Below are 23,581 nucleotides of genomic sequence, written 5' to 3' on the forward strand. Positions count from 1 at the left end.
AGGGCGGTCAGCGGGGCTCGAAGTGGAAGGAGCGGATGAAGCAGTCGCGGGGCTGCTCGACGGCGTAGACGATGCACTCGAAGAGGGCCTGTGTGGTGAGTTTCTCGTCGGGTGCCATTCCGTCCGGGTTCGCTCCGTCCCACTCCGCGAAGCGCGGGTCCGAGGTCGAGAAGTCGGGCGGGAAGAGGGAGAAGACGCGGACCCCGGAGGGCCGCAGGCGGCGCGACAGGATGTCGGCGAAGCCCGCCTGGGCGCTCTTCGCCGCCCAGAAGGCCTCGTGGGCGACGCCGGCGGTCGCGGCGGAGGCGCCCTCGGCGTCGCGGACGGCGACCATGTTCACGATGTCGGGCCGCAGCGAGCCCCGGAGCAGCGGCAGGAAGTGCTTCACCATGAGGACGGTGCCGCCGGCCGTCGACTCGATCGTCTCCACGATCTCGGCGTCGCTGGCCGCCTCCAGGTCCATGCCGTCGAGCCAGCGGGCGCCGTTGTTGACCAACAGGTCGACCCGGTCGGTCCGTTCGCCGACCCGGGCCGCGAACTCCCGGATCTCGGCGGGCCGGCTCAGGTCGCAGCCGAAGGCGTGGATACGGTCACGGGCCGATCCCATGACCTCGGTACGGGTGCGCTCGGCGGCCTCGACGGTCCGCGCCGACACGTAGACCTCGGCGCCGAGATGCGCGAATCCGACGGCGAGCGCGCGGCCGAAATAGCGGGACGCCCCGGTCACGACGACACGCAGATTCTCGAATTTCATGTGTGTCCGCTCTCCCCATCTCGCCACGGATACCGATGGCCGGTCCATTTCAGCGTGGCAGACGAATCGGGCTGCGGTCCTGGTGAGAGGGGTGCGCGTTCACGCCGTTGCGTGGATACGCCAGGGGAGTTCGAGCGTCCCGAGGACCTCGGCGCGCTTGTGGTGGACGCGGACGCGGTCGGGCGCGGTGGAGACGGTGACGATCCCGGTGGGGGTACGGACGGGCCCCTGTACGGCGGGCACGACGGTCCCGTCGATCGCCCCCGCGGCGGCGAGCGCGGCGGCCCCGGTGAGCGCGAGCCGGGGGTGCCAGCCGCCGACGGTGAGGGCGCGGACGGAGAGCCCGTCGGGGCCGTCGCTGAAGGCGGCGATCTTGGGGAGGGCGGAGTCCGGTGGGTGCCCGAGGAGACGGGCGGCCTCCGCCCGGAGCGCGAGGAGCCGGTCGTACGGGGCGTCCTCCGGCAGGTGCCGGGCGTCGACGAACACGTACGGATTGCCGTACCGCACGAGCGAGACGGGCACGCCGTCGAGAAGGTCGACGGGACGGCCGGTCGGGAGGGTGCCGGGTGCGGTGGGAGCGCGGAGGAAGCTGAGCGTGTACGTGTCGCCGTACGGCTCACAGAGCACGGTGTCGCCGGTGGTCACGGCCCGCACGGTGACGGGCTGTCGTCTCCCGTCGGCGACGACACAGGCGAGGAGGGAGTGCCCGCACCCGGCCCGGAAGTCGAAACGGCCGTCGGGGAGGGCCTGGACGAAGCGGTAGCGGAGGGAGACGGGGTCGTAGAGGGCGATCTTGGCGATGCGGGCGTAGGGGGTGGCGGCGAGGGCGTGGCGCAGTTGCGCCAGCTCGCCGCCCAACGCGAGGACGCCGGCGGGGAGCTGGTCGAGGGGCACGACGAGGGTGGGCCCGGGCGCGTCGAGGGCCCGGACGACGGTGACCCCGGCGACGGCGGGTTCGGGACGGTGGGGTCCCGGGGATTCAGGCCGCACAGCCCACCGGGATTCGCATGCCCTGGACGACCTCCGTCCAGAGCTCGTGGACGGCGAGGGACCAGAGCGTCAGGGCCGCCTGGGGCGTGGGGTGCTCCAGGTGCCGGGCCAGGAGTTTCGCCGCGCGGTCCGCGCGGATCTTCCCCCCGAGGACCAGCCGCGCCGGGGACAGCATCTCGCGGACCAGGTCGAGCAGGGGCCCGCCCGGGGCCAGCATCGCCGCGACCGGGAGCGTGAAGGGCTGCTTCGGGCGCCGGAGGACGGACGCAGGCAGCAGCTCCGCGCCCGCCTCGTACAGCGCCCGCTTGCCCGTCCGCGCGCCCACCGGCAGGGAGCGCGCGTGCGTGACGACCGACGGCTGGCAGAACGGCAGCCGCGCCTCCACCGCCCACGCCATCGAGAGGTGGTCCAGGCGCCGCAGGTGGTACGCGGGGAGCCGCCACCGCGTCTCGAACGCGGTCATCGCGGTGAGCCGGTCCGCGCCGACGGCCTCCGCCGAGCGCAGCTCCTGCTCGATGCGGTCGGCGGCGGACCCCTGGTCGGCGATGAACGCGCGGTACTGGGACGTGTAGAGGTGCTCCCGCAGCAGCCTCGGCGCCGCCGACAGCGCGTCCGTGTAGGCGGCGGCCCAGTCCGGTCCCGCCGTCAGGGCGGCCCGCATCCGGTCGTACCCGCCGAAGAGTTCGTCGGCGCCGTCCCCTGCGAGGGCGACGGTGAAGCCGTTCTCGCGGACGGCGCGGAAGAGGGCGTAGGTGGAGAGGGTGATGGGGTCGGCGTTGGGCTGGCCGAGGTGGCGGACGGTCCGGGTGAGGAGGGAGCCGAGTTCGTCGGGGTCGACGGCGACCTCGTGGTGGACGGTCCGGGCGCGCCGGGCGACGGAACGGGCGTACGGGGCCTCGGAGTCGGGCCAGCGGCCCCGGTAGGTGAGGTGGAAGGTGTGCAGCGGCGGCGCGTCGGTCTCGCGGGCGTGTTCCGCGGCGAGCGCGGTGACGAGCCCGGAGTCGAGCCCGCCGCTGGTGACCGCGCAGACGGGCACCTCGGCCTGGGCGAGCCGGCGCACCTCGTGGCGCAGGACGTCCTGGGTGTCACCGAGGGGGGTCGCCCGGTACGGGCCCCTCCTGCGCACGACGGGCGCGCACCCGGGCCGTACGAGCGCGGTGGCGCCGGGCGGCAGGACGTCGACGCCGTCGAGCGCGGTGTGGGTGGAGAAGGAGGTGCGGGTGGCGAGGACGGTGTCGAGGGCGTCCTCGCGGGGGGAGATCCGTACCCCTTCGAAGGCGAGGAGCGCGGGGATCTCGGAGGCGAAGCGGGTGGAGCCGTCGTACGGGTCGTGGTGCAGGTGGAGCGGTTTCATGCCCATGTCGTCGACGGCGAGGACGAGTCGGGTGGAGCCGGGCCGCAGGTCGAGGACGGCGACGGCGAACATGCCGTCGAGGTGTTCGGCGAAGGCGGGCCCGTACTCGGCGTAGAGCGCGGGGAGCACGGTGCCGTCGCAGCGGTCGGGGAAGCGGTGGCCGCGGGCGGCGAGGGTGCGGCGGAGATCGGCGTGGTTGTAGATCTCGCCGTTGAGGACGGCGAGGATGCCGGGCAGGTGGGGCAGCCGGTAGGGCTGCTGGCCTCCGCAGGGGTCGGTCACGGCGAGCCGGTCGCAGCCGAGCGACCAGCCGGGCCCGGTGAGCACCTGGTGCTCGTCGGGGCCGCCGTGGCGTTGGCGGGCGGAGACCGCCGCGAGCTGGGCCTGCTCGGGGCGGTCCGCCCCGGCGGCGAAGGAGCCGAGGATCCTGCACATACCGGTCACCCTCCAAGCACGTCACCCGGATTACCCAATGATTTGAATCTACCAAGTTTTTGAATGGCGCGTAAGTGCCATGTCCTGTTCACGCCACGAGTTGGCCTTGCGACGCCCCTGCCGCCCCAACAGGCTGGCCCCATGGAGGACTTCAACCGGACGGCCCCCGAGTCCCTGCTGGTCGTGGCCGCGCACCCGGACGACATCGAGTTCTGCGTCAGCGGCACCGTCATGCAGTGGATCGAGCGCGGCACCCGCGTCACGTACTGCATCGTCACCGACGGCGGCGCGGGCGGTTACGACGAAGCGCTCCCCCGCCAGGCCATGGCGGACCTGCGCCGCGCCGAACAGGTCCACTCGGCCAAGCTCAGCGGCGTCGCCGACGTCCGCTTCCTCGGCTACCCCGACAGCTTCGTGGAGGCCTCCGTGGAGCTCCGCCGCGATCTGTGCCGGGTCATCCGCGAAGTACGGCCGCAGCGCGCGATCGTCCCCTCCCCCGAGATCAACTGGGCGCGGGTCGCCGACCTCCACCCCGACCACCGCGCGGTCGGGGACGCCTGCCTGCGCGCCGTCTACCCCGAGGCCCGCAACCCCTTCGCCCACGCGGAGCTCCTCAAGGAGGAGGGCCTGGAGCCGTGGACCGTCCACGAGCTGTGGCTGATGACCGGCCCCACCCCGAACCAGTACGTCGACGTCACCTCCGTCTTCGACCGCAAGGTCGAGGCCCTGCGCATCCACACCTCGCAGACGGCCCACTTCGACGACCTGGCGGGCCTCCTGCGCGACTGGCTCGGCGAACACGCCACGGCGGGCGGCCTGCCCCCGGGCCGGATGGCGGAGGCCTTCCAGATCGTGCACATCGACTGAGCCACCGAACCGGGCGCCGGTGGCGCCGCCGTCGGCGTGGCCTGATCCCAACGGACTCGAAACAGGCTGTTACGTCACGCGTACACGCCGTAGAAACAGGGCTGCCATATGCCAGACGCCATTGGCCGTTTCCGGATCCAAGGAGCCCACCGTGACCCGCTTCCGCACCACCACCATGGCCCTCGCCGGCGCCGCCGCGATGTTCGCCCTCAGCACCGCGCCCGCCCAGGCGGCCCCCGGTGACGTGACGACCACGTGCGCGAGCTCGGCCACCCCGTACGGCTACGTCGACGTCAGCTGGGGTTACAGCGCCAGCTGCGGCACCCAGAACTTCGACCCGAACATCAAGCAGATCAAGCAGCTCACCGGCCTGCCCATAGGTACCGTCGTCCAGGCCTGCGGGTCCACGTACTACCCCGCCGGCTGGACCGCGACCAGCTCCTACTACAGCAGCTCCTGCGTCGCGTGGCCCAACTCCGGCTTCAACAACAACGCCTGGACCCTCAAGCGCGTCTCCTGACCGCACGGAACCGGGGCCCGCCTCCACGCGGCGGGCCCCGGTTCGACGCCGAAGGTTCAGCAGGCGCCGAGGTCCTGCCACACCCCCCACTCGCCCGTGGTGCCCGGCTCCTCGCCCAGGGTCCACCACTTGGCCTTCCAGGTGTGACCCTTGTGCGAGACCTGCTGGCCGCCGGTGTACACCTGCGAGGACGCCCACGGGGCCGCCGTGCACTGGGGGGCGCCGCCGGTGACGGTCAGGGAGAGGACCGCCGCGTGACCGGCCGAGGGGCTCGCCGCGTTGACGACGATCTGGTAGGTGCCGGAGACCGTGGCCGCCGTGGTGTTCACGGTGAGGGTCGCGGAGCCGCCGGCCGTCACCGAGGCGGGGCTGACCGTGGCGGTGACGCCGGCGGGCAGGCCGCTGACCGTGAGGTTCACCGTCTGTGCCGCACCCGAGGTGACCGCGGTGTTCACGGTCGCGGAGGTGGAGCCGCCCGCCGTGACGGTGGCGGCGGCCGGGGAGGTCGTCACCGAGAAGTCGTCGGCCGGGGCCGTCGTCCCGCTGGTGAAGGGGGCGAAGATGTGCGAGAAGTCCCAGGTGTTCTGCTGGATGCCCGAGCAGCCGTCGGCCGCGGCGCCGCCCGCACAGCTGCCGTTGTCACGCTGGAGCGCCCAGAACGAGAGGGTGTTGATGCCCTTGGAGACCGCCCAGTCGTAGACCGTACGGGCGTTGGCGAGGGTGAACGTCTCGGCCGGGCCGAAGTCGTCGACGCCGATCATCTCGATGATGCCGACCATGCCCCAGAGCTGCGCGGCCGTCTTCGTCGGGTAGAGCTTGGCGAGCTGGTCGTAGAGGCCCTGGGCGGACGTCTTGGTGTCCGCGGCCATGTCGTGCGCCGCGTTGTCGTAGTAGTCGAAGGTCATCATGTTGACGACGTCGACCTTCGCGCCGTTCGTCACGGCGTTCTTGAGCACCGCGAGCCCGCTGGCGGCGAGGCCGTGGGTGGTCGTCGGCAGGGTGTACGAGATCTGGATCTGGCGGCCGTTGGCGGCGGCCCAGTCCTGGACGAGCTTGATGGCCTTGTTGCGGCGGTCGATGCCCGCCGTGTTGTCGAGGGAGTCGACCTCGATGTCCATGTCGAGCCGGGTGACGTCGTAGGTCGTGATGACCTTCTCGTACACGGCGGCGATCTGGTTGACGTCGGTGCAGCTGTCGGCGATCTCGGTGCCGGTGGTGTCGGCCGTGTAGCCGCCGAGGGAGGGGATGACGTCGCCGCCGCGGGACCGCATGGTCGCGATGTCGGCGCCGAAGGAGGACTGGGCGACCGGGAGGCCGGTGTCGCCGTTCCAGTACGCGGTGCAGGAGCCCTTCGTCGCGGTCTGGAGGAACGCCATCGTCAGGTGCTTGGCCCCCGACTGCGCGCTGAGGGCGGCCGGGCTCTCCCCGGTCCAGGACTCGAAGTAGGGGGCGAAGACCCGGGCGGGGAGCGGGGTCGCGGCCTGCGCGTCGGCCTGCGCGGGAGCGGCGGCGACGGCGGCGAGCCCGAGGGCGGCCACGGCGGTCACGGCGGCGGTGAGGGCCGAGCGGAGCGAACGTACGCGTCGTCTCATGGCTATCGCTATCCAATGACTGTGGGGGGGCGGGAATAGGGGGATACCGGGATACCGGGATACCGGGGATGCCGGGATGCCGGGTGCGCCAACGCCGTTGTCACGCACACCTGTTGGGATACGACGAAACCCCCGCGACCATGACCACGTCAATGGCCTGGACCAAACTTGGACTAGACCAATTTCAGGGTTCGGTACGTGGTGCGTCCAGCCAGTACGGGCGGGTCCTGGCGCGATGCGCGCGGACGGCCGGATTGGTCCAGCGAGCCAAGGTCCGGCAGCCTTCCGCCGGAAGCGGTTCCTCCGTCGCACCGCCGGGTAGCTGGCGGACATGTCAAAGGGCTGGCGCCGGTTCCTCCTGCGTGAACCTGCAGGACACGATCCGTTTCGAGCAGGTCTTCACCCCGAAGCGGCTCTACCTGCGAGGCGACACGAAGACGGAGTCCGCCGACTGGATGTTCGTGGACCGGGCCGACATCACGACCGAGCGCATCCTCAAGGCCCCCGGCAACGACCCCGAATTCCTGCTGCGCCAAGTGGTCCTGGGCAAGCGCTACCAGCGGCTCGGGGTGGATGACGCGGCCGGCGTCTCCGCCACCCGCTACCGGGGCCACCTCCCCCAGGCGGCGCTGACCCTGAACATGTCCGCGGAGGCCCGGAAGAAGACCGACCAGATGCGCGACATGCTGGGCGGCACGATCCCCGCCACCGCCGACGTCTGGATCGACGAACGCGGCCGGCTCGTGCAGGTCCGGCTGGAGATGGACATCAAGGGAACGGTCCGGTCCACGACCACGCTGACCCTCACCGGGCAGGACGAGCTCGTCAAGGTCCAGGTACCCGCCGGCGCGGTCGAAGCCGAGACGTCGTCCCTCACCTGACCGGAAAGGCCCCGCCGGACCGCACGTCGCGGGCCGGCCCGCCCAGCTCGCACCACACCGTCTTCCCGTACGGCCCCTGGTCCACGCCCCACCGCGCCGCCACCGCGTCGAGCAGCGCCAGCCCGCGCCCCGACTCGGCGTCGTCCGCCGCGACCTGGAGTACGGGCCAGACGCGGGGATCGGGGTCGGTGACCGCCACCCTCGTCCGCCCGCCCTGCGCGGCGGCGACCCGCACGGTCACCGGGGTCCCCTCCCCCACGTGCCGGATGACGTTCGTCAGCAGCTCGCTCACGCACAGCCGTACGTCGTCCCCCTCCACCATCCGCCGCACCTCCGCGACCTCCTTGGGCAGGGCGAGCAGCTCGACCGTGAGGGGCAGCCTCACCCGCCGGCCGCCTTCCGCAGCACGTCGGTCAGCTGGCGTGCGGTCGCCAGGTTGCAGTTGCCGAGCGCGACGAGCGGGGGGCGGATGCCGGTCCCGGCGAAGGTGACCAGGTCCACCCTCAGGGAGGGGAGGGTGATGCCGTGAGCTGCGAGAGCGGTGCGGAGTGCGTCGACGTCCGGGGTGATGTCGTCGTCCATGGGGCGTCCACCTTTCGTTGCGTGCCGTGACGAACCCCTCACACGCTGCCGCCCCGCGCCCTACCGTGGGAAGCGTTTCCCGCTCCACGGAGCTTCTCTTGGGGTGGGACGGGGCGTGAGTTCGGGCGGCGCGATGCCTGTGCAGCTCAGCGATGTGTGCCCGTGGCCAATTGGTGCGCGACAGGTGTCGCAGTTCACGACTTCCGGCAGCACTCGCTCATCGTCACGGGCGGTGGTCGGATCCGTCAGGGGGCAAAATTCCTGAGGACGAGAGGCGCCCCACGGCTGGTGTTCCCACCTGCCAGACGCTTTTCGTGGCGTTAGGACCTCAGAAGTTCAGGACGGCCCAGGGCCTGGCTGGGACAACGCCGCCATGATGAGAACAGGCGCCCTGTCGGCCGATGGACCGGGATGGCCAACCGTCGGCGCACCGGGCAGGCTCGGGCATTGTGACGCTCTTAACCGATCCCGGCGCCTGGCGTATGTGTTCCGCTCTCTCTCGTACCCGCTGGCTGAAGCAGTCCTGGTGGTCGAGGACTTCGTCTGCAGCCTGATTCGCAGCGATCCATCTATCAGAATAGGCGTCGGCCACCTCATCGGGTGTGGCGGTTTCGCCCAGCTTCGCGATGCCATCAGTCAACATCTGATCCAGGTCTGCATCCCGCAGCTGGAGCTCGCTGATTGCAGGGTCAAAGGCGGAGACGAGCGGCACGTTGATCGCCTTGGCCTTCTCGTCCAGGTGGTTGGCCTGTTCCTGATGTGGGTGGCATGCCTGCTGGCGGTTGTGGTCCTGCACACTTGACCAGCCCAACGTTCCTAGCCCGGCGAGTATGACCAGCACGAACACGGAGCAGCAGCCGGCACTCCAGCGCTGAGCGCTCTGTTCAGCTCGTTTACGTGCTGCACGCTGCCGCTCTACTCTTTGGGCTGCTTCCTGGGCCTTCTCTGCCTTCTTTGCTTCTTCCAGTGCGTGAGCAGCACGCTTCTTTGCTTCTTCGAGTTCGTGAGCCGCGCGCTCTTCGTCTGTCGCGTGGAAGCGGCATCCCTCGCCGATCTCAGGTGGTCGAAGGCACGACGGGCCAAGGAGCGTGGGACGTCCGCAACGGGGCGGCGGCTCGTATGAATAGGGCCTACCGCCCTGATGCGGCGGCTGCTCAGGCGGTCTTCGACTCGGCATGGCTGCATTCTGCGGCATAGCGCTTCCGCCTCAATGCCGCCGGGAGTCTCGGTCAGCGGTTGAGCTGAGCCATCAGCTCGCGGTTGGCCGCCCGCGAAGCAGCGAGGTCCTCGTCCCGTTCACCGAGTTCGGCGCGGAGGTCGAGGACTTGCTGCTCCAGCTCGCTGATGCGATGGGTGAGTGTTTCGACGTCGGCGGGAGCACCGAGTCCGGAGGCTTCCCAGGCGGCCTGCCCGAGCGCTTCGGATAGGCGTCGTTCGAGCCGGGTGATGTGTGCGGTCAGCCGGCCGTTGCGGGCCGTGAGGTTCGCGACGTCGGCCAGCAGCGACTGGCGGCTGACCTGGGACCCGACGGTCGCGCCGGGCGGCGGTTCAGCTGCGCGGGCGAGGACGGCCGCATGCAGGTCGCCGTGTCGGTGGATCAGGCTGCGGTGAACCCGGGCCGCGCGGGCGACCGCGGACACGGTGATCTCCTCGCCATTCGCGGCAAGCTGGTTAAGAGCCTTGAGGACCCGGGCCCGGCGGCGCTCGGAGTCTACGGCTCGGGCCCGGGCCAGGTGGTGGGGTGGTGTCGTCATGCGTCGCGCTCCAGTCGCAGGTCCGGCTCGGGCGGCCGGATGCCGGGCATGCCGAGCGAGACCGTTCGGGTCTTCCGCAGGGTCCGTGTCGCGTCCTTGACCTGCATGCGCTCGTCGTCGGTGAGTCCGTCGAGGTCGGTCTCGACGCGGCGGATCAGCGTGCGGATGCGCTTGATCTCCTCCTCGGACGGGGTCGCCTCGGAGCGGGCCCAGTCGTCCAGATCGGTCGCCGCCGTGAGGCGTTCTCGGTCTCGTAGCAGCGAGTCGAGGTAGGTCCGCAGCTCGGGGAGGTAGGAGGGGTCGGTGCGGAAGTGATCGCAGCCGACGCAACGGAACCGGAACGGGCAGCCGTGCCCGCCGGCCTTGACGTTACTGGGCTCGATGCAGATGCCGTAGGGGACCGAGACCTGCCCGATCCGCAGGCGGGCGTGTTCGTGGTCCAGGAGCTGGCGGGCCTCGGTCCAGACCCGGTTGCCGTGCCGGTCGAACTGGTGCGAGACGAGCTTGTCGACCGCGGCCCGGGTGCGCTTCTCGGTGACCCGGTAGTAGCCCTGGGTGGTCTGCAGCGACCGGTGTCCCATCAGTTCGCGGAGCACGTCGGGCAGCGTGCCGGCGTCCGCGTGCCGTTGCGCGTAGGAGTGCCGGTAGGAGTAGGGGACGACGTCGAGCTTGGGGAACTCCGTGCCGTCGGCCAGCAGCAGCGGCGGCATGGCGTTGACCCAGTGGCGGTGAACGTTGCCGATGTGGCTGATCCGGTAGGGCTGGGTTCCGCCGGAGTTCTGCCGGGGCCGGGGGAAGAGGACCAGTTCGGTCAGCTCGGTGTCGGGAAAGCGGGCTCGGATGGCCTTCTTCTGCTCGACGATGATCTGGGCGGTGGAGTCCGGGATCGGCAGGCGGCAGCCGGTGCGGTTGTTTTTGAAGTCGGTGTAGACGAGTACGGACTTGCCGTGTTCGTCGGTCTCCAGGCAGTTCCAGGGCAGGCACCCGATCTCGTCCGGGCGTCGGCCGGTGTCGATGAGGATCTCGATGGCGTTGCGCATGTCCGCGGTGCCGTAGCGGACTTGGTCCAGGGTGGGCAGGCGTTCGCAGAGCTGGGTGAGGATCTCCCGGGGCAGGGCCCGACCCGGTCCCTCCTCGGTGCTGACCGGCGGCATGTCGTGCCGGCGCAGGGCGAAGTCGTCCGGGAGGTCGGCGAGGATCTCGCCGGGGCGGGTCAAGCCCATGTCTCGGATCTCGCGCAGGAACCGGCCGGTGAAGCGGCAGATCGTCGTGCGGCGGAACGAGCTGACCTCGCCGGTGTGCTCCAGGTGCGCGACGTACTGGGTGAACGCCTCGATGTCGCGTCGGCCGAGCGCGGCCATGTTCTCCCCGCCGTCCTCGCGGGTGCGGACCAGGTTCTGCGAGAGGTAGCGGACGCAGGTGATCATCTCGGAGAGGCTGTTGGGGATGTTCTTGCCGTAGCGGCGGGGGATCTCGTCCAGGACCCAGGTCTTGCAGGCCCTGCGCATCCACTCCTGACGCAGCGGCGTGAAGTCCATCCTGCGCCACTGGCCCAGGCCGAAGACGCCCATGTTCCAGACGTCCTTGATCTGCTCCAGTTCCGGGGTGGATACGGCCGCGGCGAGCATGCGTCGCATGCTGTTGGCCATGCCGGCCACGTGAGTGTTGCGGGCGATCTCGACGTCATCGAACTGCTTGACCTGCTGTCCGCGCAGCTGCTGAACCAGGGCCCGCAGCTGGACGGGCGGGCTCTTGATCTCGGCGTCGGTGCGGGCCTGGAGCACATAGAGGACCTCGTAGGTCACCAGGTCCGGCAGCCCGCGAAGGCTCACGGCTGTGGACTCGGAGGTGCCGGGTTCAGTGCGACACCACCGCTCGAAGTCGACACCGCTGCCCCGGGTCTCCTTCCATCGCACCCAGTGCGGAGGGCAGCACAACTGCGTTTCGCCTGCCCGATACCGGTGGCAGGCGTCCACCGAGCACAGGCCAAAGCCCAGCAGCGGAAGCACACGTGGGTGAGCAAGGAACTCCTCCAGCGGAGGGCGGCCCAGCTTGACGAACTGCTCGCGGTGCCGGGTGCACATCTGCGTCCTCGACGACGTCCAGGGCCGCTGGCACTTCGGAACGGCACAGCCGCCGGAGACGTTGCTGATCTGCTTCGGCTCGGTGGTCAGGAACTCCTCGGGCGTCTTTCCGCTCTGCCTCCAGCGGCCACGGCAGGCCGAGCACAGGCCCAATTCCGTCTTGCGGGCCGCGGCCCAGCATCCGCGACGGGCGCAGATGTTCATGCCGAGAAGGGCGTGGTCCGGCGAGGGGCGCAGGACCCGGGCAGTCTCGTCCCAGTTCAGCACCTCCAGTGAGTCCGGTCGGATCAGGCTTCGCAGCCGTTCGGCTCGCGCCGGCAGGAGATTCGAGGCCGCAGGGGGCACCAGTTGCAGCGGCGAGGTCATCGGCCCCTCCCCGGCGCGAGGGCAGCCACCCGCTCGACTGCAGCTCGCAACCGCTGTGGGTCGGGGTGCAGGTAAACCTGGGAGCTGGACGGGCTGGCATGGCCCAGCAAGTCCGCGATCTCGTCGACCATCGCGCCGGCGTCGGCGGCGTTGCTGGCGAAGGTGTGCCGCAGTGCATGCGGGTGGACGCCGTCCTCCAGGCCGGCCCGGCGCGAGAGCCGGTCGAACAGGTCGTTCAGGGCCGCGGGTGGCATGGGTGCTCCCAGTGGCGGCCGGAAGACGTTGACCAGTACGAAATCGCTGTCCCTCGCTTCGGAACAGGTGTCGCGTTCGACGGCGTACTGGTCGTAAGCCTGGACCAGCAAGAAGTCGACCGGGACGGCGCGCGAGCGCTTCGACTTCGCCCAGGCGCCGTTGGCGTTGTCCCGACGCACCACATGCAGGTGCGAGCCCGGCACCCGGCAACCCAGGCTGCTGGCGTCGAGGACGAAGTGGATGTCCTCCCGGCGCAGGCCCACCGCCTCGCTTCGGCGCAGCCCGGCTCGGGCCAGCAGCAGCACGATGAACCGGTCACGGGCGTTGCGGCAGGCCCGCAGCAGGGCCAGGACCTCTTCATCGGCGGCTCGGTCGACCGGCTCGTCCACTTCGGGGGCCCGGTGCCGGGCCTTGGCGTAGTAGCGCAGGCCACTGCCCTCACCACGGGCCTCGGCCGGCAGGTCACGGTCGTCGGCGATCTCGTAGAGCTGGGACAGCACGATCACCGGCACCGTGCCCAGGGACGTGCCGTGCGCGAGGAACTCGCGGACCCCAGCGAGCACGGTGTTGATCCGGCGCGGCCCGCGGACCGGCTCACTCCCCGGCCCAGCCACCACCGGGCCGTCGTCCCCGCGGGAGTACTGGAGCCAGAACATGAAGCTGCCCAGACGGCCCGCTGCCGTCGTCCAGTCCCGCTTGGTGCACCGGCACCAGGTCAGGTAGAGCGCGACCGCCCCCGCATACGTACGAGTCGTCGACTCTGCCTGTCCGCGGCCGAACCGTACGTGCCGCAGGAACTCGTCCGCCGCCGGTACGGGCACCAGACGGTCCTCGTCCAGCACGGTCCAGTACCGCTGCCCCGACGGCATCACCACAGGAAAGGGTCGGAGTCTTCCGAAGATCTGATGAGTCACACGCCTTCAACGACGATCCCGACATGCACGACACGCCAACGTGAAGCGTCGTACACGACATCCCACCTGTGGGTGAAGCGACAGTGCGCGACGCCCTCACGAACCAGAGGGAACGGAGCAAGGTGCGAAAGGCGGTCAACGGTGGCTGCGCGCAAGGACATCGACGGCTCGGCGAGCGTCCCGCAGTTCTACGGGAAGGAGCTCCGCTTCAAGAGGGAGGAGGCGGGGCTGACGCTGGAGAGACTGGTGGAGGGGAGCTTCTATGGAGCGACCTATCTGAGCGAGATCGAGCACGGCAAGCGGCGGATGCCTGCTGACCTGGCCCAGCACGTGGACCGGGTGCTTAAGACGGACGGCTTCTTCCAGCGGCGCTGCGAGGACGTGAGGAAGGCCAGGCAGGGCGCGCACGCTGCGTACTTCGCGGCGATCGCCGAGTCGGAGAAGCGCGCGCTCGCGATCGAGCGGTGGAGCAACGCGCTTATCCCTGGCCTGCTCCAGACCGCCACGTACGCGAGGGCGGTGATTCGGTCCACGCACCCGAGGGACACCCCCGAGGAGGCCCAGGCCAAGATCGACGCGCGTCTGAAGCGTGCGGAGCTGTTCGACGCTCCGACGAGTCCCGACTACTGGGTGATCATGCACGAGTCGCTGGTGCGCAACTTCACGATCACACCAGTGGAGATGGCAGAGCAGCTTGACCACATCGCCGAGTTCGTTCGGCGCGGCTGCGCCACTTTGCAGATCCTGCCGTGGAACGCACCTACGCAGCCGTTCATGGAGCTGTCGATGATGTTCATGGAGTTCGCGGACGAACCGCCGCTGATGTACACGGAGGGTCCGTACCACGGTCAGACCATCGATGATCCGTCCCTCCTGAAGCAGTACCGCAAGGCATACGATCGGCTGAGGGCCGCCGCTTTGCCGCCAGAGGCGTCCCTCGCCCTGATCGAAGAAGCGGCTGAGGACTACCGACATGGCAAGCAGCGCCCTTGATCTGACCGCCGCCGTGTGGCGTAAGAGCAGCTACAGCAACGGGGACGGCGGCGAGTGCGTCGAAGTGGCCGACAACGTCCCCGGCATCGTCCCCGTCCGTGACTCCAAGCGTCCCGACGGCCCCGTCCTCCTTCTCGCCGCCGCCGCCTGGGCGCCGTTCGTCGAGGCCGTCAAGGCGGGCTGACGGCCTACCCCCGACGGGCCTCGCGGACCTGGTCGTGGATCGACCAGACGTCGGCGACCGGGCCCAGGTGGGCGAGCTTGTCGGGGTTGATGACCGAGCGGATGGCCTGCACGCGGCCCTCCGTGATGTCGAGGGCCAGCGTGTGGAGGACCTTGCCGTCGCGGTCGCGGACGATCGCGCCGGGCTGGCCGTTGACCTCGTGCGGCTCAAGGGTGAGGTCCACCCGGAGCATCGCGGGGAACACGACGGCAAGCAGCTTGGCCACGTTGTCCGCGCCGGTGATCGCGCGGGCGAGCTGCGGGGCCTTCCCGCCGCCGTCGCCGACCATCTGGACGTCGGCGGCGAGGAGGCCCCGCAGGCCGTCGACGTCGCCGCCCTTCAACGCGTCGAAGAAGCGGGCGGCGAGCTCCTGTCGTTCGGCGCGGTCCGCCTCGAAGCGGGGGCGGCCGTCGCGCATGTGCCGCCGGGCGCGTACCGACAGCTGGCGGCAGGCCGCCTCCGTACGGCCGACGGCGGAGGCGATCTCGTCGAAGCCGAAGCCGAAGACCTCGCGCAGGACGAAGACGGAGCGTTCGAGGGGGCTGAGGCGCTCCAGGAGCAGCAGCGCGGCCATCGACACGGAGTCGGCGAGCTCGGCGGCGCGCTCGGGGTCCTCGTACGGGTCGTCGAGGAGCGGCTCGGGGAGCCACGGTCCGACGTACTCCTCGCGGCGGACGCGCGCGGAGCGGAGTACGTCGATGGCGATCCGGGTGACCGTGGCCGAGAGGAACGCCTTGGCGGACGTGGGCGTGGTCGGGGAGGCGTCGTACCGCAGCCACGTCTCCTGCACGGCGTCCTCGGCCTCGCTGACGCTGCCGAGTATCCGGTACGCGATCGAGAACAGCAGTGGCCGCAGTTCCTGGAACTCCTCGACCTTGCCCATGTCACTCCCCGTTCAGTGAAACTGGCCGACCTCGTAGCCGCCGGCCGGCTGCTTGCTGATGATGTTCATGCGGGTGGCGGCGTTCATCAAGGAAACCAGGAGGACTAGGGCGGTCAGCTGCTCCTGGTCGAAGTGCTGGGCGGCCCGGTCCCAGACCTCGTCGCTGACGCCTTCGCCCGCGTCGGCGACGCGCGTGCCCTGCTCGGCGAGGGCGAGGGCGGCGCGCTCGGCCTCGGTGTAGACGGTGGCCTCGCGCCAGGCGGCGACGAGGGCGAGGCGGACGGCGCTCTCACCCGCCGCGGCGGCCTCCTTGGTGTGCATGTCGAGGCAGGCGCCGCAGCCGTTGATCTGGCTGACGCGGAGGGAGACGAGTTCCTGGACGGCGGCCGGGAGGGTGGAGTCCTTGAGGCTCCGGCCGGCGGCGATGAGGTGCTTGAGGGCCTTGCCGGCGGTGGGGCTGGCGAAGAAGTCGAGTCGCGCGTCCATGGTCGTGTCTCCTCGGTTCGATGCGGGTCGGTGCGGGTCGGCGCGGGTCGGTGCGGGTCGGTGGGCTTACGTTCCCGAGACGAGACGGCGCCGCGTCCTGTGACATGACCTCCCGTGTGATCCAGGTCTCAGGTGCGGGGCGTCACGGTGGGGGCGATTCGGTCCCGGGGCGTTCGTCGCGTGAGCGCCTACGATCGGGCCATGACCGCCTCTTCGAGCTCCTCTTCGCGTCTCTCGCTCTGGTCCCGGGACTCGTTCCTGTCCATCGGTTCGGTCAACTCGACCCTGTCGATCGGCTCGGTCGGGTCGTTCCTCTCGGTCGGGTCGATCGGCTCCGCCGCCTCCGCGCTGTCCGTCGGGTCCTGGGCGAGCGTCGGCTCCCTGCTGTCGGCGCGGTCGTGCTGGTCGGTGCTCTCGTACCGCTCCGGCCGGGGCGTCATGGCGGCGGGTGCGGTGCTCGCGGTCGCGGGGGCCGTCGCCGTGACGGCCGGGGCGCGCCGGGGCCGCTGAGGCCGGAGGCGGACTCGGACTCGGACTCGGACTCGGACTCGCGCTCAGAGTGTCTCGGGCACGCCCGGTCGCAGCCACCGCAGCCGCCCCGCCGGCTCCGGGTCGGCCTCGAACGCCTTCGTGATGCGGGCCGGGTCCTCGGCGAGATGGTCCCAGGAGTCGTAGTGGAGGGGGATCACGGTGCGGGCCCCGAGGGTGCGGGCGAGGGCGGCGCCCTCGTTCGCGCTCATCGAGAAGGCGCGGTCTCCGGTGGACGGGAAGTGCGCGTCGCCGAGGTGGAGGAAGGCCGTGTCGATACGGAAGCGGTCGGCGATCTCCGTCAGGGCGTCGTGGCGAACGGTGTCCCCGGAGACGTACAGCGTGCCGCCCTCGTACGCGACGACGAAGCCCGTGACGGGGCCGGTGACGTGTTCCGTACCCTCCGGGCCGTGGCGGGCCGGGGTCGACGTGACCGTGACGGTCGTCGCCCCGACGGTGACCGTCCTGCTCTCCCAGGGGGCGAGGCCCTCCGCCCGGCCGCCGAGGCGTTCGGCGCCCTCGGGGGTCGTCAGCACAAGGCCGGCTCCCGCGAGGACCTGACGGCCGGCCGTGTCCAGGTTGTCGGCGTGCTGGTCGTGCGAGAGCAGGACCAGGTCGAGGGGCGGGAGTTCGGCGGCGGTCAGGGCGGGGCCCGCGGTGCGGTGGAGCGGGCGGGCGCCCGGGTAGTCGGCGGGGGCCGGGTCGAGGGCGGGGTCGGTGAGGAGGGTGAGGTCGCCGATGCGGAGGAGGACGGTCGCTGTGCCGAGGTAGGTGGCGGTGACGGTGCCCGGCCGGGCCTTCACCGCGCCCGGGCCGGTGTCGGTGTCGGTGTCGGTGACGGTGACGGTGACGGGAATCGTGGACTCGGTCTCGGTCTCGGTCTCGGTCATGGGAACCCCGTTTCGTCGGGCGAGCCGGCGGGTGCCGGACTCGCTACCGAGGAAACTAAACCGATCGGTTCATTCTGTCAACGAAACGGTTCAGTCTTGACAGTGAACTGAATGGTGTAGTTCATTCGAGTCATGACCACTCCCCGCATGCCGCAGCAGCCCACCGCCCGCCGCCGGACCGTCGCCCGCACGGCCCGCCCCTTCCACACCTACGAGGGCGCCGGATTCCCGGTCCGCCGCCCCTTCCCGACAGCGGAACTCCCCTTCGTCGACCCCTTCCTGATGGTCGATCAGGTCGGCCCGGTCGAGCTCGCGCCCGGCGAGGCGAAGGGCGCGCCCCCGCACCCGCACCGCGGCTTCGAGACGATCCAGTACGTCCTCGACGGCGACATCGCGAACGCCGACTCGCGCGGCCACAGCGCCGTCGTCCGCGCGGGCGGCGTCCAGTGGCTCACCGCAGGCTCCGGGATCGTCCACGAGGCCCTGCCCACCCCGGAGTTCCTCGCCTCGGGCGGCCGGCAGCACATGCTCCAGATCTGGCTGAACCTCCCCGCGCACCTCAAGGGCACCCCGCCGCGCAGCCAGAACGCCGAGGCCGGCGACCTGCCGGTGGCGGTCACCCCGGAGGGCGCCGAGATCACGGTCCTCGCGGGGACGAGCCACGGCGTGACGGGCCCGTTCGAGACCCGTACGCCGGTACTCGTCGCCCACGGCCGACTCGCGGCCGGCACGAGCGCCGAGTTCACGGCCCCGGTGGGTCACAACGCGATGGTGTACGTGATGCGGGGCGCGGCCACGGTGGCCGGCGAGCCCCTCCCCGACGGCCACCTCGCGGTCCTCGCGGCGGACGGCGACCACTTCACGGTCGAGGCCCCGGACGCTGCCGCCGAGGTCCTGATCCTGACGGGCGAACCGATCGGCGAGCCGGTCGCCCGGAGCGGGCCGTTCGTGATGAACACGGCGGCGGAACTCCGGGAGGCGGAGCGGGACTTCAGGCGGGGCGCGATGGGGCGGATGCCGGTATGAGCGGCACGTTCGCGCCCACCCGCCGGGCCGCGGGGGCCCGACGGGGCGGCGCCAGAACCGGCGCGGCCCGACAAGCCCTGGCCAGAACCGGCGGGGCCCGACAAGGCGCCGCCAGGACCGGCCTCCTCCTCGCCGCGCTCGCCGCCCCCGCCTCGATGGGCGTCTCGGGCCCGAGCCTCGCGCTCCCGGAAGCCGCAAGGGCCCTCGGGGTCGGCCCGGCGTCCGTGGCCTGGCTCATGACGGCCTTCGGCCTCGGCATGGCCCTCGGCACCCCGCTCCTCTCGGCCACCGCAGGCCGCCGACGCGGCACCGCCGGAGTCATCAGGGCCGCCGCCGCCCTCGTGCCCCTCGGTGCACTGCTCGTCCTCTTCGCGCCGAACCTGCCCCTGGCGGTCGCGGGCCGGGCCCTGGAGGCGGCGGGCGCGGCGGGACTGAACGTGGCCGCGTTCCAGCTGGCCGGCCGGGACCGCTCGGGCCGGACGCCGGGCCTGGTCGCGATCGGCAGCGCGGCGGGAGGCACGGCGGGCCTGTTCGTGGGGGCGGCGGTGGCGGGCGCGTTCGGGTGGCGGGCGGCGCTGGTCCTCCCGCTCCTCAGCCTGCCGGCCCTGCGCCCGGTACTCCGCCTGGCGCAGGAGGAGTCCCCCCGTACACCTGTCCCCACCCCCGGACTCCCCCTCGACGTCCTCCGGAACGGCCGCTTCCTCTCCGCCGCCGCGCTGATGCTGGCGCTCTCGACCGTCAACTTCGTGCTCCTGTACGCCGCTCCGCGCCGCGTCGCCGCGCTCACCGGCTGGGGCCCGGTGGAGACGGGGGCGGTCGCGTCGGTCGCCGCGCTGGCCGGGGCGCTGCTGTCCTGGCAACTGGTGCGGGTGGCCCCGGGGCTGGGCGCGGCCCGGTTGAAGGGGCTCCTGGGGGCCGGTTCGGCGGTGGCACTGGTGCTCGCCGTGACCGCGCCGTGGCCGGTGGCGGTGCTGGTCGGCTCGGGGGCGAGCGCGCTGGTGACGGCGGGCGGCCAGGGACTGCTGTCGGGCGCCGCGACGGAAACCGTGCCGGCGGCCCGCCAGGGCGGCGCGATCGGCCTGTTCAACCTGGCGTTCCTGATCGGCGTGGCGGCCGGCCCGGCGCTCGGATCCTTTGCAGACCAAACCGTTCAGTTCATATAGTGACCCAGAGCCGCCACCGACCGAAGGACCACCGCCATGGACGCCGACGCGACCGACGAGTACGGCATCCCGATCATCCCGGACCCGGCGGACGCGGCCTCGCGCAAGCGCCAGGCGATCATCGACGCGGCGCTCGCGGAGTTCCTCGCGGAGGGGTACTCGGCGGCGTCCATGGACGCGATCACGCGCGGTTCGGGCGTGTCGAAGGCGACGATCTACAAGCACTTCGGCAGCAAGGAGCGTCTGTTCCTGGCCGTGATCGGCGGCGTCCTGCCGAAGACGTACGCGGACCTGGAGCCGTCGAACTCGACGATCGCCGAAGCCCCGGACCTGCGGGCCGCGCTCGTCGGGCTCGCCACGGACTGGGCGCGGATCCTGCTGCGCCCCGACATCATGAAGCTGCGCCGTCTGGTGATCGGCGAGATCGACCGCTTCCCGCAGCTGGGGCACCTCTGGTACCGGGTCTCGTACGACATGAACAACGTCCCGCTGATCGAGGCCGTCACCGAACTGAGCGCACGGGGAGTCCTCGACACCCCCGACCCCACGCTCGCCGTGCAACAACTGGTCGGGGCGACGGTGGGCGTACCGCAGCTGGTCCGCACGTTCTCCCCCGACGCGGAGATCGACGACGAGGAACTGACCCGGGTGATCGGCTCGGGGGTGGACTTGTTCCTGGCGCGGTACGCGCGTTCTTGAACCTCCCCACCCGGCGCGATATATACTCTCCGCGTCGACATATACGACCTGCTGCGGGAGGCTCCCATGTCCAAGACCCTGGTCGACATCGACGACGACATGCTCGCCTTCGCGCAGCAGCAGCTCGGCACCAAGACCAAGCGGGACACCATCAACCGCGCGCTGACCATAGCGGCGTCGATCAGCGCGGACGACCGGGCCCGTGCACTGCGGTGGCTCCAGGAGAACGCCGAGAGCTTCCTCGACTTCGACTTCCTGGAAGAGCAGGAGCGGTCCGGCCAGTGAGCTACCTCGCCGACACGTCGGCCGTGTGGCGGCTCCTGCGCGGCCAGCTCGGCGAACCCTGGCCGACCCGAGTGGCGCACGGGCAGGTCTCCCTGTGCCCGCCCGTCGAAGCGGAGCTGATGCGGGCACTGCGCTCGGACCGCGACAACGAGCCTTTCACCACCATGCTGAGCCAGACGTTCACCTGGGTCCCGGCACCGGAAGACCCGTGGCCCAAGGTCGTCGCCGTACAGCGGGACCTGCTCCGGATCGGCCATCACCGCGGGCCGTCACCGATGGACATCCTGATCGCGCTCACGGCCGAGCAGCACCGGCTGACGCTGCTGCACGTGGACGACGACTTCACGGCCATCGCCAAGGTGCGCCCCGGAATCGACATGATGCGGCTGCTGCCCTACGTCTAGAACGGCCGCCCCCGCCGGAGGGCGGCCGCGCGTCACCCCTGCGCGACCAGTCGCACCGCGAGGATCACGATCAGGGTGCTCGACGCGAGGGCCGTGGTCAGTCGGCCCCGCGTGCCCGTCAGGGTGCGGCCGAGGAGGGTGCCGCCCAGGGCGAGCAGGAGTTGCCAGCTGGCCGAGGCGGTGAGGGCGCCGAGGACGAAGGCGGCGCGGTCGGTGGGGGTGGCGGGGGCGGAGTGGCCCGTGGCGAGGACGAGGGCGGCGAAGTAGATCACCGTCATCGGGTTGAGGATCGTGATCCCCAGGAAGGAGCCGTACGCGCGGGCGGGCGTGAGGACGGTCCCGTCGTCCCGGGAGGCCAGCCCTCCCGCGCGGTGCGCGGCGAGCGCCGTCCACGCGGCCCGGACCGCGAGCACCGCGAGCACGACGGCGGACGTCCACCGCAGCGGGGTCATCACGGGCGCGAGCACGGGCACGAGCGCGGAGCCGCCGGCCACGGCGAGCAGCGCGTACGCCCCGTCGGCCGTGGCGACGCCGAGGGCCGCGCCCGCGCCCGTACGCCAGCCGGTACGGGCCGTGACGGCCACGAGGTAGGCGCCGACCGCGCCGACCGGGATCGCGATGCCGTAGCCGGCGAGCAGGCCGGCCACCACCGCGGCCGTCACGCGACGGCGGGGATCGCGCCTCCGGGGGAACCGGGCTGCTGCTGTCGGCGGTAGTCCGCGCCGTCCCTCGTACGGGAGAGGAATCCGCCGGTCACGAGGTAGCGGCGCAGCGCCGGAAAGTCCTCGTGCACGGCGCGCAGGGCGTCGTTGACCTGGGGTTCGCTGTACGTCCGGTCCGCCTCGAACAGCGTCGCGGCGAGGTGCGCGAGCAGCGCCTCACGGCGGGCGGGCTTCCGCGGGATCGCCTTGAGGCGCCCGTCGGCGGCGAACAGATCGGCGACGGGGCGGGCGGCGGGATGGCTGGTCATGCCAGAGAGAGTGACGCCCTCCGCCCCGCCCCGCAAAGGGTTTTCGCCCGCCGTACGGGGACTGCTCGGGCTACTTGGGATACGCGGACGCCTCGGGCTACTCGGGCTACTCGGGCTCGGGCCGCACGAGCACGTTCACGACCTGCTGCACCCTCGGCATGATCGGCGGGGTGCCCGTCTGCTCGAAGAACGGCTTGGCCTTCTCCACGAAGGCGAGGAAGTTCTCCTCGCTGTCGAAGAAGTCCGTGATCCGCCACCCACCGGTCCCGTCCGGCCCGGACGCGTGCGCGATGAACCCGGCGGGCGGAAACCACTCGGCGTCCTGGATCAGCCGCGTGGTCCGCTCGTACTGCTCCTGGGTCCCACCGGGAATCTCGACGGTGACGACGACGCCCTTGTTCATGGCCATGCTCCTGTACGTCCGGGAAGAGTCCCGACCAGCAGACCAGCGGCTCGTCCACCCCGCACGACGACGGCCCCCGAACGAGCGACGCGTCACGCCCTCCCGGGAAACAGCGGCCGCCGCCATCGGAGAGTGCGGGCGGGCTCAGACGAGGGCCGCGACCAGGCAGGTGAAGGCGGCGATGATGACGGCGACGCGGGCGTAGTGGTAGCGGTCCCAGCGGTTCATCTGCTCCTTCCAGCCCTCGGGGCGGGTCTCGGGGGTCCACGTCTTGCCGCGGTTGTTGATCGGGACGAGCAGCAGGACCGACATGAGCACGCTCACGATCAGGAGCCCGGCGGCGATGACGACGAGGGTCGCGCCCTGGTCGTGCCAGTCGGCGACGGCCCAGACCGCGCTCAGGACGAGCGAGCCGATGTACCAGAACGGCATCAGGGCGCCGAGCATCCGGCCTCCGTGGGAGCGGGCGAGCTGGTCGCTGTCCTCGGGGAGTGCGCTGAAGATCCGGTTCATGACGAAGGCGACGGCGAACTCGACCCCCACCATCAGGCCGACGAGCACCGTGGTGAACACCTGAAGTGCGTTGAGCATGATGACCCCTCCTGCGATCTAGCATTGCTAGCTGATGAGGCAACGCTAGCGCTACTGCCGCTCGATTGTCTAGCGGTGCTAGGATCGAATCATGTCGGTACAGGAACGCAAGCAGCGTGAACGGGCGGACCGCGAGCGGCTCATCGTCGCGGCGGCCCGCGAACTCGCCGAGCAGCAGGGCTGGGACGCGGTCACCACCCGCCGGCTCGCCGAGCGCATCGAGTACAGCCAGCCCGTCCTCTACAGCCACTTCCGCGGCAAGCGCGAGATCATCGGCGCCGTCGCCCTCGAAGGCGCGTCCGAGATGGCCGTGGCACTGCGGGCCGCGACCGCCGCCGCGGACGTCACGGACGGCCCGCGCGCCCGGGTCACCGCCCTCGCCCGCACCTACCTCGACTTCGCCGAGTCCCACCCCGCGGTTTACGACGCCCTGTTCCAGCTCGACGGCGGCCTGGCGTACGCGCAGGAGGACACCCCGGAGCCGCTGAAGGACGCCTTCGCCGCCCTGATGGAGTGCCTCGGCGAGGTCTCCGGGGAGGACGTCCACCCGGGACTGTTCACCGAGACGTTCTGGGCGGCCCTCCACGGCCTCGCCACCCTGGCCCGCGCGGGCCGGCTGCCGCCGGAGTACATGGAGCAGAGGCTGGAGCTGGTGGTGAACCGGCTCGCGGTGGTCTGACGCGCCGGCC

The 23,581-nt window shown here is 71.2% G+C and carries 29 protein-coding genes; 12 read left to right on the top strand and 17 right to left on the bottom strand.

Annotated elements, in window-relative coordinates; all coding sequences use genetic code 11:
• Window positions 1–7: 7 nt before the first annotated feature.
• The 3 genes from ACZ7HT_RS12185 to asnB form a co-directional block, all read right to left on the bottom strand.
• A complete protein-coding gene (locus tag ACZ7HT_RS12185) occupies window positions 8–754 on the bottom strand; it encodes an SDR family oxidoreductase (RefSeq protein ID WP_471163536.1) in 747 nt (248 codons plus the stop codon).
• Between the two features lie 99 nt (window positions 755–853).
• Window positions 854–1,744: a 2-methylaconitate cis-trans isomerase PrpF family protein gene (locus ACZ7HT_RS12190; RefSeq protein ID WP_471163539.1), complete on the bottom strand. Its 891-nt coding sequence runs from the start codon at window positions 1,742–1,744 to the stop codon at window positions 854–856.
• A complete protein-coding gene (gene asnB, locus ACZ7HT_RS12195) occupies window positions 1,734–3,533 on the bottom strand; it encodes an asparagine synthase (glutamine-hydrolyzing) (protein ID WP_471163543.1) in 1,800 nt (599 codons plus the stop codon). The genes ACZ7HT_RS12190 and asnB overlap by 11 nt, the downstream gene beginning before the upstream one ends.
• Window positions 3,534–3,674: 141 nt before the next feature.
• On the opposite strand from asnB, the gene ACZ7HT_RS12200 reads away from it, so the two are divergent.
• Window positions 3,675–4,400 (top strand): PIG-L deacetylase family protein, encoded by a 726-nt coding sequence (locus ACZ7HT_RS12200; protein ID WP_471163546.1) that lies wholly within the window; start codon window positions 3,675–3,677, stop codon window positions 4,398–4,400.
• Window positions 4,401–4,551: 151 nt separating this feature from the next.
• Window positions 4,552–4,920, top strand: coding sequence for a hypothetical protein (locus ACZ7HT_RS12205; protein ID WP_471163549.1), 369 nt, complete (start codon window positions 4,552–4,554; stop codon window positions 4,918–4,920).
• Between the two features lie 56 nt (window positions 4,921–4,976).
• Here the strand turns inward: ACZ7HT_RS12205 and ACZ7HT_RS12210 are convergent, their stop codons facing one another.
• Window positions 4,977–6,512, bottom strand: a complete 1,536-nt coding sequence (locus ACZ7HT_RS12210) for a glycosyl hydrolase family 18 protein (RefSeq protein ID WP_471163552.1) — start codon at window positions 6,510–6,512, stop codon at window positions 4,977–4,979.
• Window positions 6,513–6,874: 362 nt separating this feature from the next.
• Between ACZ7HT_RS12210 and ACZ7HT_RS12215 the strand changes: the two genes are divergently transcribed.
• On the top strand, window positions 6,875–7,393 hold the full coding sequence (locus tag ACZ7HT_RS12215) for a LolA-like protein (protein WP_471163555.1): 519 nt from the start codon (window positions 6,875–6,877) through the stop codon (window positions 7,391–7,393).
• Here the strand turns inward: ACZ7HT_RS12215 and ACZ7HT_RS12220 are convergent.
• The 6 genes from ACZ7HT_RS12220 to ACZ7HT_RS12245 all read right to left on the bottom strand — a co-directional run bounded on the left by ACZ7HT_RS12220 (window position 7,386) and on the right by ACZ7HT_RS12245 (window position 13,303).
• Complete coding sequence (locus ACZ7HT_RS12220; RefSeq protein WP_471163558.1) at window positions 7,386–7,778, bottom strand: ATP-binding protein; 393 nt, start codon at window positions 7,776–7,778, stop codon at window positions 7,386–7,388. The two genes, ACZ7HT_RS12215 and ACZ7HT_RS12220, sit on opposite strands and share 8 nt — an antisense overlap.
• Window positions 7,775–7,975: a hypothetical protein gene (locus tag ACZ7HT_RS12225; protein ID WP_471163560.1), complete on the bottom strand. Its 201-nt coding sequence runs from the start codon at window positions 7,973–7,975 to the stop codon at window positions 7,775–7,777. The genes ACZ7HT_RS12220 and ACZ7HT_RS12225 overlap by 4 nt, the downstream gene beginning before the upstream one ends.
• 328 nt (window positions 7,976–8,303) lie before the next feature.
• On the bottom strand, window positions 8,304–8,822 hold the full coding sequence (locus ACZ7HT_RS12230; RefSeq protein ID WP_471163563.1) for a hypothetical protein: 519 nt from the start codon (window positions 8,820–8,822) through the stop codon (window positions 8,304–8,306).
• A 382-nt stretch (window positions 8,823–9,204) separates the two neighbouring features.
• The gene (locus ACZ7HT_RS12235; protein ID WP_471163566.1) at window positions 9,205–9,729 is read right to left on the bottom strand and encodes a hypothetical protein; all 525 of its coding nucleotides are present in this window, start codon (window positions 9,727–9,729) and stop codon (window positions 9,205–9,207) included.
• Window positions 9,726–11,561 carry a tyrosine-type recombinase/integrase gene (locus ACZ7HT_RS12240; RefSeq protein ID WP_471163569.1) on the bottom strand — a complete coding sequence of 612 codons (1,836 nt, stop codon included), beginning with the start codon at window positions 11,559–11,561 and terminating at the stop codon, window positions 9,726–9,728. The genes ACZ7HT_RS12235 and ACZ7HT_RS12240 overlap by 4 nt, the downstream gene beginning before the upstream one ends.
• Window positions 11,562–12,175: 614 nt before the next feature.
• A complete protein-coding gene (locus ACZ7HT_RS12245; RefSeq protein WP_471163573.1) occupies window positions 12,176–13,303 on the bottom strand; it encodes a tyrosine-type recombinase/integrase in 1,128 nt (375 codons plus the stop codon).
• Window positions 13,304–13,489: 186 nt separating this feature from the next.
• On the opposite strand from ACZ7HT_RS12245, the gene ACZ7HT_RS12250 reads away from it, so the two are divergent.
• The gene (locus tag ACZ7HT_RS12250; RefSeq protein ID WP_471163576.1) at window positions 13,490–14,341 is read left to right on the top strand and encodes a helix-turn-helix domain-containing protein; all 852 of its coding nucleotides are present in this window, start codon (window positions 13,490–13,492) and stop codon (window positions 14,339–14,341) included.
• Window positions 14,322–14,525 carry a DUF397 domain-containing protein gene (locus ACZ7HT_RS12255; protein ID WP_471163578.1) on the top strand — a complete coding sequence of 68 codons (204 nt, stop codon included), beginning with the start codon at window positions 14,322–14,324 and terminating at the stop codon, window positions 14,523–14,525. The genes ACZ7HT_RS12250 and ACZ7HT_RS12255 overlap by 20 nt, the downstream gene beginning before the upstream one ends.
• A 4-nt stretch (window positions 14,526–14,529) precedes the next feature.
• Here ACZ7HT_RS12255 and ACZ7HT_RS12260 read toward each other — a convergent pair whose 3' ends face one another.
• Together ACZ7HT_RS12260 and ACZ7HT_RS12265 are read right to left on the bottom strand one after the other, a co-directional pair.
• Complete coding sequence (locus tag ACZ7HT_RS12260) at window positions 14,530–15,447, bottom strand: RNA polymerase sigma-70 factor (protein ID WP_471163581.1); 918 nt, start codon at window positions 15,445–15,447, stop codon at window positions 14,530–14,532.
• 12 nt (window positions 15,448–15,459) lie between these two features.
• Entirely contained in the window at window positions 15,460–15,933 is a 474-nt protein-coding gene (locus tag ACZ7HT_RS12265) for a carboxymuconolactone decarboxylase family protein (protein WP_471163583.1), read from the bottom strand.
• Window positions 15,934–16,134: 201 nt separating this feature from the next.
• Between ACZ7HT_RS12265 and ACZ7HT_RS12270 the strand changes: the two genes are divergently transcribed.
• Window positions 16,135–16,443, top strand: coding sequence for a hypothetical protein (locus tag ACZ7HT_RS12270; RefSeq protein WP_471163585.1), 309 nt, complete (start codon window positions 16,135–16,137; stop codon window positions 16,441–16,443).
• Between the two features lie 44 nt (window positions 16,444–16,487).
• On the opposite strand, the gene ACZ7HT_RS12275 is transcribed toward ACZ7HT_RS12270, so the two are convergent.
• Window positions 16,488–17,351 (bottom strand): MBL fold metallo-hydrolase, encoded by an 864-nt coding sequence (locus ACZ7HT_RS12275; RefSeq protein WP_471163588.1) that lies wholly within the window; start codon window positions 17,349–17,351, stop codon window positions 16,488–16,490.
• A gap of 132 nt (window positions 17,352–17,483) precedes the next feature.
• On the opposite strand from ACZ7HT_RS12275, the gene ACZ7HT_RS12280 reads away from it, so the two are divergent.
• The 5 genes from ACZ7HT_RS12280 to ACZ7HT_RS12300 all read left to right on the top strand — a co-directional run bounded on the left by ACZ7HT_RS12280 (window position 17,484) and on the right by ACZ7HT_RS12300 (window position 20,928).
• Window positions 17,484–18,377 carry a pirin family protein gene (locus ACZ7HT_RS12280; RefSeq protein ID WP_471163590.1) on the top strand — a complete coding sequence of 298 codons (894 nt, stop codon included), beginning with the start codon at window positions 17,484–17,486 and terminating at the stop codon, window positions 18,375–18,377.
• On the top strand, window positions 18,374–19,540 hold the full coding sequence (locus tag ACZ7HT_RS12285) for an MFS transporter (protein ID WP_471163592.1): 1,167 nt from the start codon (window positions 18,374–18,376) through the stop codon (window positions 19,538–19,540). The genes ACZ7HT_RS12280 and ACZ7HT_RS12285 overlap by 4 nt, the downstream gene beginning before the upstream one ends.
• A 36-nt stretch (window positions 19,541–19,576) precedes the next feature.
• Window positions 19,577–20,239, top strand: a complete 663-nt coding sequence (locus tag ACZ7HT_RS12290) for a TetR/AcrR family transcriptional regulator (RefSeq protein ID WP_471163594.1) — start codon at window positions 19,577–19,579, stop codon at window positions 20,237–20,239.
• Window positions 20,240–20,305: 66 nt separating this feature from the next.
• The gene (locus ACZ7HT_RS12295) at window positions 20,306–20,524 is read left to right on the top strand and encodes a type II toxin-antitoxin system VapB family antitoxin (RefSeq protein ID WP_471163597.1); all 219 of its coding nucleotides are present in this window, start codon (window positions 20,306–20,308) and stop codon (window positions 20,522–20,524) included.
• Window positions 20,521–20,928: a PIN domain-containing protein gene (locus tag ACZ7HT_RS12300; protein ID WP_471163599.1), complete on the top strand. Its 408-nt coding sequence runs from the start codon at window positions 20,521–20,523 to the stop codon at window positions 20,926–20,928. Before ACZ7HT_RS12295 ends, ACZ7HT_RS12300 begins: the two co-directional genes overlap by 4 nt.
• A 32-nt stretch (window positions 20,929–20,960) precedes the next feature.
• On the opposite strand, the gene ACZ7HT_RS12305 is transcribed toward ACZ7HT_RS12300, so the two are convergent.
• The 4 genes from ACZ7HT_RS12305 to ACZ7HT_RS12320 form a co-directional block, all read right to left on the bottom strand.
• Window positions 20,961–21,590 carry a LysE/ArgO family amino acid transporter gene (locus ACZ7HT_RS12305; RefSeq protein WP_471163602.1) on the bottom strand — a complete coding sequence of 210 codons (630 nt, stop codon included), beginning with the start codon at window positions 21,588–21,590 and terminating at the stop codon, window positions 20,961–20,963.
• A complete protein-coding gene (locus tag ACZ7HT_RS12310) occupies window positions 21,587–21,898 on the bottom strand; it encodes a DUF2087 domain-containing protein (protein WP_471163604.1) in 312 nt (103 codons plus the stop codon). Before ACZ7HT_RS12310 ends, ACZ7HT_RS12305 begins: the two co-directional genes overlap by 4 nt.
• Before the next feature lie 106 nt (window positions 21,899–22,004).
• A complete protein-coding gene (locus ACZ7HT_RS12315) occupies window positions 22,005–22,307 on the bottom strand; it encodes a hypothetical protein (RefSeq protein ID WP_471163606.1) in 303 nt (100 codons plus the stop codon).
• 138 nt (window positions 22,308–22,445) lie between these two features.
• Entirely contained in the window at window positions 22,446–22,892 is a 447-nt protein-coding gene (locus tag ACZ7HT_RS12320) for an anthrone oxygenase family protein (protein ID WP_471163608.1), read from the bottom strand.
• 91 nt (window positions 22,893–22,983) lie between these two features.
• Here ACZ7HT_RS12320 and ACZ7HT_RS12325 point away from each other — a divergent pair, with 91 nt between their 5' ends.
• On the top strand, window positions 22,984–23,571 hold the full coding sequence (locus ACZ7HT_RS12325; RefSeq protein ID WP_471163610.1) for a TetR/AcrR family transcriptional regulator: 588 nt from the start codon (window positions 22,984–22,986) through the stop codon (window positions 23,569–23,571).
• The last annotated feature ends 10 nt before the right edge of the window (window positions 23,572–23,581 follow it).

Source organism: Streptomyces sp. NPDC037410 (genome assembly GCF_055602235.1).